The organism is Larkinella humicola, assembly GCF_008727875.1.
Taxonomy (GTDB): domain Bacteria; phylum Bacteroidota; class Bacteroidia; order Cytophagales; family Spirosomataceae; genus Larkinella; species Larkinella humicola.
The window spans coordinates 879,369-892,325 of sequence record NZ_VTWS01000003.1 but is presented as its reverse complement, the minus strand read 5'-3'; the positions used below and the strand labels follow the sequence as shown (position 1 = coordinate 892,325).

The window sequence follows — 12,957 nt, the reverse complement described above, 5'->3', positions numbered from 1 at the left end:
GTATGACCAATGCCAACAGGGCCCATCTCAATCCCGATTTTTCGATTATCATTGGTAGAATACTTTTAAGGTTTCGCAGGAGGTTCCGTCACAAAAGTATGCGTTTTCTCGCAGCAAAGCCGGCGAAAGGAAGGTTTTGAAAGCTTACCCCGTAATCCTCAACGAGCGGATGAATTGACCAGCAAGGTCAAGGTGATAGTGCATCACGGCAGGACTTCCATCAAAGGTGCCCGTAACTTCTACGGTGAGATCGGCCACGGTGCCGGTTTGATTGTAATCGAGTGGTTGTAACTGCATTTGATACTTCTGAGTCGCCTGCTGGATCCACTGCTTGATTTCGGTTCGGCCCGAATACGCGGATCCTTCATCGGAAACGGTAGCTTCTTCGGTGAAGTACGCAGCAAAGGCCATGCTGTCCAAATCGTTTTGAGCCTTGATAAGCCCTTCAATAGTGCCAGGAAGTTTCATGAAATTTAAGGTATGATTAAACGAGTTTTGCTTCAATAACGGTTTGATAAATGCCCGCCTATACCGTGGGTATCGTGCCGCCGTCAATCACATAATCGGTGCCGGTCAGGTAAGTTGCCCTGGGCGAAACCAGGAACCCTACCAGCTCGGCAACTTCCTCGGGCCAGGCCGGCCTGCCGAAGGGAATGCCGCCCAGGGCCTCCATGACCCCCTTAGCGGCCTGTTCAGCGGTGCTGCCCGAACTCTGGGCAATACGTTCCATCATCCTGGCGGATGCCGTGGTCATAATCCAGCCTGGCGATACCGTGAGCACGCGCACGCCTTTCGGTGAAACTTCATTGGAAAGGCTTTTGCTGTAATTAACCAGGGCTGCTTTTGCCGCTGCATAGGGGAGCGTGGAGTCATACAGGGGCAACTTCGCCTGGATGGACGCAATGTGGATGATAACCCCTTCCCCGCGACTGATCATGCCGGGCAAAAATCCGCGGTCCAGTCGTACGGGTGCGAGGAAATTGGTCTGAATGGATGACTCCCAATCCTGATCAGAAAGCACCGCAAAACCGCCACCCGACGTTTCTGAGCCCCCCATATTATTAACGAGGATGTCCAGGTGGCCGAATTGATCCAATACTGCGTCAACGACTTTCTGCGTTTCTTCTGCCTTGCTTAAATCGGCCGCTATAAAAAAGGTGCTGTTGTTTTCAATTTCCGGCTTGTTTCTTGCCGTGATGATCACCGTTGCTCCCGCCTTCAAAAGGCGATCCGCAATCGCTTTACCGGTACCTTTGCTGCCTCCCGTTACCAGCGCAATTTTGCCCGCCAGTTCATTTTCAAACGTAAAGTCCATTGACCTGCTGATTTGTTTAGGACAAATTTCGGGCGTAGGACACGGGCTGACAAGTACGGACTTACGATTCAGATAGGGATAAATTTATCCCTATTGAACAGCCAGATGCATCTGGTTATCTTTGCCGTATGTACGAAAGAAAGACATTGCCCGACCTGAACTGCGGGCTCGACCTGATCGGCGAAGTACTTTACGGGAAATGGAAGATGCGGCTTTTGTGGTTTATCAACGAAGGATTTAAACGTCCCAGCGAGTTGCAGCGAAAAATTCCGGGTGCGTCCCGGCGCGTGCTGAATGTGCAGTTGAAGGAACTGGAAAGCCACGAGCTGGTGGGAAAGGTGATTTATCCGGTTGTTCCCCCAAAGGTGGAATATTATCTGACCGATTTTGGCCAATCCCTGATCCCGGTCATCGGCGCAATCGGGCAGTGGGGTGATGAGCATGACCAGCGTTTGCGGACGCTCATTCTGAAGAACGCGTGACCTTATAAAGGATATTGTTTAGGATTATACCGGAAAAGGACGATAAATGTTAAATGATGAATATCGAATGCAAAAGTGTTTCAAATCGAGCACTTTTACATTCGATATTCATCATTTAACATTTATCATTCCCTTTTATTTAATATGCGCCCGCAGCATCCAGGCGATTTTCTCATGTTTTTCCATCAAACCGGTGATGTAATCGCTCGTTCCGGCATCTTTGTGGGCATCGGCAAACTCGTCGATATTGCCCCGGATAAACGCAATGATGCTTTCGTGGTCGGCCAGCAGTTTTTTGATCAGGCTACGGCTGTCGTTTCCACCGGCATCGTGCTCGGTTAAGTGCGTCAGTTCCAGGAAGCTTTTCAGCGTGGCGGGCGCGTAATGACCCAATTGGCGAATCCGTTCGGCGACCTCGTCCACAATCTCTGCCGATTGCGTGTATAACTCCTCAAAATACAGGTGAACCGAATGGAAATCCATGCCTTCCAGATTCCAGTGGGCATTGAGGGTTTTTGTGTACAATACAAATTCATCGGCCAGTAATTTGGCCAGTTGGTGAGCGACAACCTCCCGGTTTTCGGCTGAAATACCAATACTTGTTTTCATCTGTTGTGTGTGTTAAAATGGGAACTGTGGGCTTGAAAGGCAATGTAGACAAAACACTGTTAAATCCGTTCGGCCAGATGGGCGGCCACTTCGGCCAGGCGGTTTGAGAAACCCCACTCGTTGTCGTACCAGGCCGCTACCGACAGCAGATTCCCTTCTTTCGCGGTCAGTGGCAGATCGATAATGGACGAATGCGGGTCGGCCACAATCCGCGACGAGGCCCACTCCTGCTCCAGCACATCCAGCACACCTTTCAAGGGTCCTTCCGAGGCCGCTTTACGGAACGCGTCGTTGACTTCCTGCACGGTGCAGTCTTTTTCAGTAATCAGGTTCAACTCGGCGATGCTACCCGTGCGCGTCGGAACGCGGTAGGCTTTCCCGGTGATTTTGAGGTCTTTCCAGATGAATTGCAAGGCACGGGCGGCTCCCGACGACGACGGAATGATGTTTTCGGCGGCCGCCCACGAATCCCGCCGGTCCTTCATCGGCTGGTCGGTCAGCGACTGGGTGTTGGTATACGAGTGAACCGTCGAAAATAAACCGTATTGAATGCCAAAATTCTCCCGAATCACTTTCACCACGGCCGCCAGGGCATTGGTCGTGCAACTTCCCATGCTGATGATGTGGTGATTTTCCGGATCGAACGTGTCGAGGTTAATGCCTTTCAGCAACACCGCGTCGCAGTCGGCCAGGGATTTGCTGGGTGCACTGATGAGCACATATTTAGCACCCCGGTCCAGGTGAACCTGCGCTCCGGCGCGGGTGGTGGCCCGGCCCGTACAATCGACCACCAGATCGACGCCCAGTGCCTTCCAGTCGGGGACTTCCTTGGCGGAGTTGATATACGGAATGGTCCGGTCGCCAATGGTCAACTGGCCTTCGCTGCCCGAAACAGGCTCCGGCCAGCGGCCGTAGTTGGTATCGACTGCGAACAGAGCCGCCAGAGTAGGCTCATCACGGATGTCGGAAATCGAAACGGGAACAAAGAGGTTGTTGCTCAAGCCAACACGCAGAAACTGCCGCCCGATGCGACCGAATCCATACAATGCAATAGTTGCCATACGAAAGATGATTTGTTGAACAAACGGGGAATTTGGCGTAAATCCGCGCTAAAACGTCACGATTGATCTTTACGCCCCTACAAAATGATAAGAGAGAGGAGCCTTCAAAAAGTTCAGTGAACTGTAATAAATATACGAACCGTGAAATTGTGCTTATGATGCTTTTTAGCAAGGGTAGGAAGTCAAAAACCGGTTATTTTCCGAAAATCAAAGAACCGTTGTTTTTGAGCTTCCAGCCCGCCTTTTCAACTATTTTTAGAAAAAAAAGGATTAAAATTGATATAACCCGGCATTAGTAATTAAACGGACGTGGTTTTGGGCCAATAAATCCTACCATTGTTCAACTATTCCTAACCCGACCTTTTACCACTGTGCCGACTCATCACTCCCCTATGGATTTGTGGTATGCCTTCCGCCAGGGGGATGAAGCGGCTTTTCAACAGATGTATCGGTTATATGCCCGCGACCTGTTGAATTATGGCTACAAAGTAACCAACGATGTACCGCTCATCGAAGACAGCATCCACGACCTGTTCATCGAACTGTGGCAAAGCCGGACTAACCTGAGCGACACGGATTCGATCCGGTTTTACCTGTTTCGGTCGTTGCGCAACAAGATTAACAAAACCCGCCACCGTGATCCGTTTTTTCAGGCTTCTGACATCGATACCGTTCATACGGCGGACGACTTTATCATTGAAAATACCCTCATCGAGCACGAACAGCGGGAACAGGTACACCAGCAGCTTCGCAAAAGTTACGATCTGCTGACACCCCGCCAGCAGGAAGCCCTGAATCTTCGATTTTACCAGCACTTCAGCAACGAAGAGATTGCCCGGATTATGGGCGTCAACTACCAATCGGCCTGCCGGTTTATTTACTCCGCGTTGAAAACACTCCGGGAAGCCGTTCGGATTTTTTCCTGGGGACTTTTGTGGGTCGGGCTGGACGAATTCTTTAAGCACATACAACCATGAATTATTATCAATTCAGCACGGAAGATCTGGCGGCTGACGACTACTTCAAAGAGTGGGTCAGCTCGCCCGGTCCTGAAACGGAGGCCTTCTGGACGGAGTTCCTGCGGGAGTATCCGGAACGGTATTACCAGGTGGCGGAAGCCCGGCAACTGGTGAGCGGTTTGCGGGACATTCAGCACCAGCCCGCGCTCACGAAAAACGTAGACGCCATCTGGAACCGGATCGAAAACACGCTCGAACGTACCCGGCCGATGCCGGTGGAACGTTGGCTGACGGGCTCCCGGAGTTGGAAAGTGGCGGCAACGGTTTTGCTGATGCTGGGCGTCGGCTGGTTCGGTTGGCAGCAACTGGAGAAAGCCGGTTTTTCGCCGACAGAACGTTCTCTGACGGCGAATGAATGGGTGGAAACGCTCAACGAAGCCAGCCAGATCATGCATATTCAACTGGCGGATGGCAGCCGGGTCGATCTGAAAAAAGGTGGCCGTCTTCGCTACCGGAAAGAACTGGCAGGCGCTCAGCGGGAGGTGCATCTGACCGGCGAGGCCTTTTTTGATGTGAAAAAGAATCCTAAAAAACCGTTCATTGTCTATGCCAATGGGTTGGTAACGAAGGTGTTGGGGACCAGTTTTTGGATCAAAGCCCCGAAGGATGCGCCCACGGTGACGGTGGATGTCAAAACCGGTCGGGTGTCGGTCTATCCCAACCAGCCGAGCCGGGTTCACGACCCGGAGTCAAAAGGAATGGTGTTGACGCCCAACCAGAAAGTCGTTTTTCAACGCGAGGCTGAGACGCTCAACAAACTGCTGGTGGAAAAACCGCTCCCGTTGATTCCCAAAAAAGAAATGCAGCGGTTTGTGTTTGAAGATGCGTCGGTAGACCGGGTTTTTACGGCCATCGAGCGGGCTTACGGGATCGATATCATTTTCGATGAGGAAGTGATGCAGTATTGTACGCTGACGATGAGCATCGACAATGAAGATCTTTTTCAGAAACTGGATGTCATTTGCAAAGTGCTCGACGCCCGGTATAAACTGCTCAATGCGCAAATCGTAATCTATAGCAAAGGCTGTCCTAAACCCTTGTAATAAACCCCTGCCGGTATGCCAATCCGATAAGCTTTTACCCAAAAAAACATCAGTGATGCTCGTAACACCACTGATGCCGATTCCCCCTCGATGCGCTGGTTTTGCCGTCGTCCTTTTCAGGATGAAGAGGGTTGTTTTGTCCAAAAATTTAACAAAACCTTTAAAGCTAATGAAAAAACCAATACCAATCCAAACCCTGCTATTACTCATGAAACTCTCGCTGGCCCAGGTTATTCTGGCCATGATTTGTACGGGTGTTTCGCTGGCCTATGATGCCACCGCCCAGGAAGTATTGAATAAGCGGGTAAGCTTTCGGTTTGAAAATCAGGGCTTACGCAAGGTGCTGAAAGAAATCGAAAACCAGACCAACATTCGGTTTGCGTTCCGGCCCCGGGAGATTCCCTTCGACCGAAAAACGACCATTAGTGTGTCCAACGAATCGCTGGGAACGGTTTTGGACAAAGTGGTAAAACCGCTTCGGCTTCGTTATGAAGTCATTGGACGACAGATTGTTATCTCGCCGATTCCGGAACCCGCCAAGCCGGAAACCGCCCTTCCGGTAGCCAATGAAAACACGGCTTTTGTGGGTTCGGTCGAGCAAACCGTCAGCGGAACCGTGCGGGATGAAGCCGGGCTGGCCCTTCCGGGGGTGAGTGTGGTGGTGAAAGGCACGACCAAAGGAACGTCCACCGATGCCGAAGGCGCTTTTCGCCTTTCGGTGCCGGATACCAAATCGGTGCTGGTGTTTTCCTACGTTGGGTTTGTGAATCAGGAAGTTCCGGTTAACAGCCAGACCACGTTTACGATCACGCTGAAGTCCGACGACAAAACGCTGAGTGAAGTGGTCGTCGTGGGATACGGCACCCAGAAAAAAGCTGATCTGACCGGGGCCATTGCGACTATTTCGGCGGACAAATTCAAAAACAAGGCAGCGGTTTCCTATGGTGAAGCGCTGGTGGGCCAGATGGCGGGCGTGCAGGTGCAGCAGATCAACGGTGCTCCCGGTGGCGAAGGCCTGTCGGTGCGGGTGCGGGGAACGGGTTCCATTACGGCAGGAAATGCGCCCCTCTACGTGATCGACGGGTATCCGATTGAAGGCAGTGCGTTTTCGCTGGTGAACCCGTCCGATATTGAAAGCATTCAGGTGTTGAAAGATGCCTCTTCTACCGCCATTTACGGGTCGCGGGGTTCCAATGGGGTTATTATTGTTACGACGAAAAAAGGGAGCATCGGCGCTCCAACCATCTCTTACAACGCTTTTTACGGGATTCAGCAGGTTGCCAGAAAAATGGACGTCATGAACACCCGGGAGTACATTGAGTTTTTTAAAGACGGCCACAACCAGGCCTGGCTGGATCGGGCACCGATGCCCGGCAATGCCCCGCATACCATCAATGATCCCAATTCCGTCCGCCAAAAATATACGAACTCCAGCTTTTACGTCATTCCCGAAAGTTTTAACGATCCGAGCCAGTTTGCGGACATCAACTGGCAGGACCAAATTTTCCGGATTGCTGCAACGCAGCGGCACGAGCTTTCCGTAACTGGGGGCGTTGAGAAAACCCGGTATGCGATTTCCGCAGGGTATACGAATCAGGAAGGTATTCAGATCAAAACCGACTTCAAACGGTACAATTTGCGGGCAAACGTTACGTCGAACATCAGCAAAAAGCTGGAGATCGGTACCACCATCAGTGCCTATTATTCCGAAAACAACAACGTCGATGACGGGAAAGACAGCCCGCTGGCGTATGCGGTATACCTGCCACCGATTTATCCGCTCAGAAATGCCGATGGTACCTACGGTTCGCAGGTTCGGAACCCCGAAATCTGGGCGGGCGACGTCGCCAACCCGGTCGGTATTGCGGAAAACATAACCAATTTTACGACCAGAAACGGACTGATTGCTTCGGTCTACGGGCAGTATGAAATCATCGAAGGCCTGAGATACCGGATCAGTTTGAACGGCTCGCTGGAAAACAAGCGGTTGAAATACTACCGCCCTTCGTTTGTCGATACCGACGGTTCGCGCGCGCCCAAAACCGCCGATGCCCGGAATGAAACCTGGCTGGACCGCAACTGGCTGATCGAACATACGTTGAATTACAACAAGACGCTTTTTAATAAACACGCCATTGGCCTGTTGGCGGGGTATACGGCCCAGAAAACCTTCGGCGAATACACGCAGGTGATGGCCCAGAATTTTCCCAATGACGTGATCCGGACCCTGAATGCCGGGCAAATCGTGGGCGGAACCAACACGGAATTCCGCAACTCACTGATTTCGTATTTAGGCCGGTTTACGTACGCGTACGATGAAAAATACCTGCTGACGGCCAGCATCCGAACCGATGGCTCGTCCAAGTTCGGGGCCAACAACAAATGGGGGACGTTTCCGTCGCTCTCCGTCGGCTGGCGGGTGAGCAGTGAACCGTTTATGCAGGACATCCGGCAAATTACGGACCTGAAACTGCGGGCGAGCTGGGGTTTGGTCGGCAATAACCGCATCGGCAATTATGACGCCATTGCCCGCACCAGTTCCAATTATTACATCCTGAACAACAGCCTGGTTAATTCCGTCAATCCGATCAACTACCCGAACCCCGATCTGGGCTGGGAAAAAACCCGGCAGTGGAACCTCGGTTTTGATCTGGGCTTACTGAACGGGCGGATTCAGGTGGAAGCGGATTTCTACAACAGCCGGTCGGTGGATCTGCTGCTGAACGTGCCGGTTCCGACGCTGACTGGCTACGCGACGCAGCTTCAGAACATCGGGCAGGTGGAAAACAAAGGCATGGAATACCTGGTGAGAACCCGCAACCTGATCGGCAAGCTGAAATGGTCGACGGATTTCAACATTTCCTTCAACAAAAACAAAGTGCTGGCACTGGGGCCGGATCGGCTGCCGATTTATGCGGGTGCGCCCAACGCGAATAACACGTTTATTACGACGATTGGCCAGCCCATTGCCACGTTCTACGGCTACCAGTACGACGGGGTCTTCAAAAATCAGTCGGAGCTGGATGCTGCGCCCCATTTGGCGAACGACCACCCCGGCGATCCGCGCTACGTCGACATCAACAAAGACGGCATCATCAGTGCTGCCGACAAAACCTATCTGGGCAATAACCAGCCGAAGTTTATGTACGGTTTTAGCAACGATTTTTCGTACAACCGCTTCGATCTGAATGTGCAGTTGACCGGTTCGCAGGGTGCCAAACTGTTTAGTTTCTTCAACCGGATGGTCGGTATTTACCACGGCGACCGGAACGGACGGACCAAGTTGATCGATCGCTGGCGGTCGGAAAGTGACCCGGGATCGGGCGACATTCTGCGGGCCAACCGTGACCCGAAAGGCTTGCAGAAAGAGCCTTCCAGCTATTGGGTGGAAGACGGCTCGTTCCTGCGCATCCGCAATGTTTCGCTGGGCTATAATTTCGCACCGGCTCTCACCCAACGCCTGCACGTCAAAGGTTTACGGGTTTACGTGACGGGGCAAAACCTGTACACCTTCACGAACTATCCGGGCTTCGATCCGGAAACGAGCAGCCAGGGCGACGGGTTGTCGCGGGGTGGTGATTACCTGGGGTATCCGGCCGCCCGCACCATCATCGCTGGTCTTAACGTAAGTTTTTAATTACCTGATCGTCAAACTTCTGGAACATGAAACGAATTCTTATACTCGTCCTGCTCATTGCGGTTTCTTTCTCCTGCAAGGAGGAGTTTATCAACCTCCAACCCATTTCGGACATGAACGCGGGCGTATTTTACAAGACCGAACAGGATATGAATCAGGCGGTTATGTCGCCTTATGCGTCGCTGCGGAATGTCTACAACCAGCTTTTTATCTACATGGGCGAGGTTCGTTCGGATAATACGACGTTTTCCTGGGTGCCCGGCGACTCCAAAAACATGACGTCCATCGACAATTTCGGGGATGTGATGCTGTCTGACAATACGTTTGTTCTGAATTTCTGGAACAACGTCTACAACACCATTCTGCGGTGCAACATCGTGCTGGATAAAATCGACGCCGTACCGTTCAAAGATCCAAAACTGAAAGAGCAGTATAAGGCGGAGGCCAAATTCGTTCGGGCGCTGATGTATTTCTGGCTGGTTCGCGTTTACGGCGATGTGCCGAAAGTCGACAAACAGTTATCGGTTTCGGAAGCCTATGCCGTCGGGCGCACATCGACGCAGGAGATCTATGACTTTATCGTCGAGGATCTGAAATTCGCCGAGGCCAATCTGCCGGTTTCGTACGCAACGGTCGACAAAGGACGCGTCACGGTGGGCGGTGCCAAAGGGCTGCTGGCGAAAGTCTACATGACGATGGCCGGTTTTCCCCTGAAAAAAGGCGCATCGCATTACGCTTTGGCGGAAGCCAAAGCCCTGGAAGTGATCAGCATGCCGACCTATTCGCTGGTGCCGGATTACAAGGCGTTGTTCGATGTGAAAAATGAAAACACGGCCGAATCCTTGTTCGAGATTCAATACAAAAAGGGCGGAACGACAACGGGAAGCCCGTGGAACAATGATTTCGCGCCCCGGTTTTCGAACCGGGAAGTTGTTTTGGTTGGCGACAAGAGCGGTTTTAACGCGCCCACGCCGTCGATATCGGCAGCCTACGAAACTGGTGATCCGCGAAAAACCGTATCCATGAGCGATAACTACGTGGCGGTGCCGGGTGGCAACACGGTGAACGAGAAATACGTACGGAAATACTACGACGTCTCGTTTGCGGGTTCCGACAACGACAACAACTGGATCGAACTTCGGTTGGCGGATGTCTACCTGCTCTACGCCGAAGCACTCGTTCGGCAGGGCAAGCAGTCCGAAACCGCCCTCGTTTACCTCAATAAAATTCGCCAGCGCGCCCGGAACAGCACCGGCGGTTCGGCAAGTATACTGGCTGATTATCCGCCTTTTACCTCCAGTGAAGCGTTCTTGCTGGCCATCGAAAAAGAGCGTCGGGTCGAGCTGGCTTTTGAAAACCACCGGTGGTTCGATCTGGTCAGAACGGAACGGGCCAAAACCGTGATGTCGCAGGAGCAGAAAGAACAGAATGGATTTAACCCGGCTTCGTGGAGCGACAACATGCTGCTGTTTCCGATTCCGTTGTCGGTTATTCAATCGAATCCGGATAAAATCAAGCAAAACCCTGGCTATTGAGACGCATGAAAACACGGATGATACCAGGGCTTTTAGGTATTTTGACGCTCGGAATGCTGCTGCCAACGGCGGTTTTCGCCCAGAAGGCCAACACCTTGACTGGAAAAGAAAAAAAGGACGGCTGGGTTCTGCTGTTTGACGGCACGAGTTCGGCGGGTTGGAAAACACCAGCGGGAAATCCGGTTCCGGCGGGTTGGGAAATCAAAGACGGGACGCTGACGGCCAAAAAAGGCGGTAAAGGCGGGGATATTGTCAGCGAAAACCAGTATTCGGATTTTGATCTGAGGTTCGATTACACTATCGAACCGACTGGCAACAGTGGCGTCAAGTATTTTTACACGAAATACGATAAAGGCGGTAATCTGGGCATGGAATACCAGCTTCTGGATGATAAACTGGCGGAAGACAACAAGAAGGAAAACCACCTGACGGGCTCGTTTTATGATGTGATACCGCCCAATGCGGCCCTGAAAAAGATCCATGAACCAGGTCAGTGGAATACGGTGCGAATCGTTTCCAAAGCCAAAAAAGTGGAACACTGGCTGAATGGCGTGAAGATTCTGGAGTTTACACGCGGCAGTCAGGCGTTTACGGATGCGGTGGCGCTGAGTAAGTTCAACAAAGCCGAACCCGCTTTTGGAACGGTTGAAAAAGGCCATATTCTGTTGCAGGAACATGGCGGTGAGGTTTCGTTTAAAAATATCAAAATCAAAGAGTTATAAGCCCTGCGCATGGAAAAAAGACGTGAATTTATTAAGAAAATAGCCGCCGGTTCGGCCAGCCTGGCCGTCGGCGGAACGGCCTTCGGATTCAGTGCCAAAAGCTATAACCGCATCATCGGGGCGAATGAACTGGTTCGGGTAGCCACGATTGGCGTCAATAGCCGCGGAAACAGCATGGGCGGCACCATTGCCGGACAGAAAAACGCGGAAGTCGCCACGGTTTGTGACGTAGATGAGCGCACCATTCCGAAGGCCATCGCCACCATCAAAAAGGTTAAAGCAACGGCCAGCCCGAAATCCGAAAAAGACTGCCGGAAAGTGCTGGAGGACAAATCGATCGATGCCATCTACATCGCCACGCCCGACCATTGGCACGCTCCGCTGACCATCATGGGCTGTCAGGCCGGAAAACACGTGTATGTTGAAAAACCGCTGAGCCACAATCCGCACGAGGGCGAACTGGCCATTGCGGCCGCCCGGAAATACAACAAGGTGGTGCAGATGGGCGCCCAACGCCGGTCGGCACCGGTTTTGACGGAAGGGATTCAGCAGTTGCACAAGGGCATTATCGGACGCGTGTATCTGGCGAAAGCCTGGTATACGAACAAACGCAAGGCTACGGTTTTAAAACCGGGCACGGTTCCGTCCTGGCTGGATTATGAACTGTGGCAAGGCCCGGCTCCGCGTATGCCGTACAAAGAAGGACTGATTCACTATGACTGGCACTGGTTCTGGCACTGGGGAACCGGCGAAGCACTGAACAACGGCACCCACGAAGTCGATGTAGCCCGCTGGGGATTGAACGTCGATTTTCCAACGCGAGTCACCTCCGTAGGGGGTCGCTATGAGTTCAAAGATGACTGGGAAACGCCCGATACGCAGGTGATTACGATGGATTATCCCGGTCGCGTGTCGCTGATGTGGGAGTCCCGAAGCTCAAACGGCCGGAAAATCGAAGGCCTGGATCGGGGTATTATTTTCTACGGCGAAAACGGCAGTCTGGATACCGGTGGCGACAGCTACAAAGTCTATGATCTGGATGGCAAGCTGGTGAAGGAGATCAAATCCGTCGGTGATGGCGAAGGCGATGTGCAGGGACGGAATACGGCCAGCCCGAGTTTGGGCATGGACAATCTCCACGTTGCCGACTTTCTGGACGCAATCAAGAACAACCGCCGTCCGAACTGCGATGTTGAATTGGGGTATAAAAGTGTAGTGGCGATGCAGTTGGGCAACATTGCCTGGCGCGTGGGCCGGGATTTGAAAATCGACCCCAAAAACGGCCATATCATTGGTGACAAAGAAGCGCAAAAGCTCTGGAGTCGCGATTACGAAAAAGGCTGGGAGCCGAAAGTATAAAAACCGTGTGGTTTTCAATTGCCGTCAGGTTTTTTCTAGCCCCCGGTTTCAACCGGGGGTTTATAAACGCCATTTTGTTAGCTTTTAACAACCGTTTTAACGGTTTCTAAACCGTTAAAACGGTTCGGCTGTCGGCGTTACCGTCATTTTCCCGTCCACCCGGTCGAAACCGGGG

Annotated in this window: 11 protein-coding genes; 7 read left to right on the top strand and 4 right to left on the bottom strand. The window is 52.2% G+C overall.

The window, feature by feature from the left end:
• Positions 1-144 precede the first annotated feature (144 nt).
• Together F0P93_RS15765 and F0P93_RS15760 are read right to left on the bottom strand one after the other, a co-directional pair.
• Complete coding sequence (locus tag F0P93_RS15765) at positions 145-468, bottom strand: nuclear transport factor 2 family protein (protein ID WP_150877476.1); 324 nt, start codon at positions 466-468, stop codon at positions 145-147.
• Positions 469-526: 58 nt separating this feature from the next.
• Positions 527-1,315, bottom strand: coding sequence for an SDR family oxidoreductase (locus tag F0P93_RS15760; protein WP_150877474.1), 789 nt, complete (start codon positions 1,313-1,315; stop codon positions 527-529).
• 128 nt (positions 1,316-1,443) lie between these two features.
• Between F0P93_RS15760 and F0P93_RS15755 the strand changes: the two genes are divergently transcribed.
• Positions 1,444-1,797: a winged helix-turn-helix transcriptional regulator gene (locus tag F0P93_RS15755; protein WP_150877472.1), complete on the top strand. Its 354-nt coding sequence runs from the start codon at positions 1,444-1,446 to the stop codon at positions 1,795-1,797.
• Between the two features lie 135 nt (positions 1,798-1,932).
• On the opposite strand, the gene F0P93_RS15750 is transcribed toward F0P93_RS15755, so the two are convergent.
• Positions 1,933-2,406, bottom strand: coding sequence for a Dps family protein (locus F0P93_RS15750; RefSeq protein ID WP_138992865.1), 474 nt, complete (start codon positions 2,404-2,406; stop codon positions 1,933-1,935).
• A 59-nt stretch (positions 2,407-2,465) separates the two neighbouring features.
• Positions 2,466-3,467, bottom strand: coding sequence for a type I glyceraldehyde-3-phosphate dehydrogenase (locus F0P93_RS15745; RefSeq protein ID WP_114407583.1), 1,002 nt, complete (start codon positions 3,465-3,467; stop codon positions 2,466-2,468).
• Positions 3,468-3,859: 392 nt separating this feature from the next.
• On the opposite strand from F0P93_RS15745, the gene F0P93_RS15740 reads away from it, so the two are divergent.
• From F0P93_RS15740 to F0P93_RS15715, 6 genes are all read left to right on the top strand, one after another.
• Positions 3,860-4,444, top strand: coding sequence for an RNA polymerase sigma factor (locus F0P93_RS15740; protein WP_150877470.1), 585 nt, complete (start codon positions 3,860-3,862; stop codon positions 4,442-4,444).
• Positions 4,441-5,529 carry a FecR family protein gene (locus F0P93_RS15735; protein WP_150877468.1) on the top strand — a complete coding sequence of 363 codons (1,089 nt, stop codon included), beginning with the start codon at positions 4,441-4,443 and terminating at the stop codon, positions 5,527-5,529. Before F0P93_RS15740 ends, F0P93_RS15735 begins: the two co-directional genes overlap by 4 nt.
• Positions 5,530-5,737: 208 nt before the next feature.
• Entirely contained in the window at positions 5,738-9,166 is a 3,429-nt protein-coding gene (locus F0P93_RS15730) for a TonB-dependent receptor (RefSeq protein WP_225309500.1), read from the top strand.
• Positions 9,167-9,192: 26 nt separating this feature from the next.
• A complete protein-coding gene (locus tag F0P93_RS15725; RefSeq protein WP_150877465.1) occupies positions 9,193-10,701 on the top strand; it encodes a RagB/SusD family nutrient uptake outer membrane protein in 1,509 nt (502 codons plus the stop codon).
• Positions 10,702-10,706: 5 nt separating this feature from the next.
• A complete protein-coding gene (locus tag F0P93_RS15720) occupies positions 10,707-11,423 on the top strand; it encodes a 3-keto-disaccharide hydrolase (protein ID WP_150877463.1) in 717 nt (238 codons plus the stop codon).
• A gap of 9 nt (positions 11,424-11,432) precedes the next feature.
• Positions 11,433-12,782 (top strand): Gfo/Idh/MocA family protein, encoded by a 1,350-nt coding sequence (locus F0P93_RS15715; RefSeq protein WP_150877461.1) that lies wholly within the window; start codon positions 11,433-11,435, stop codon positions 12,780-12,782.
• The last annotated feature ends 175 nt before the right edge of the window (positions 12,783-12,957 follow it).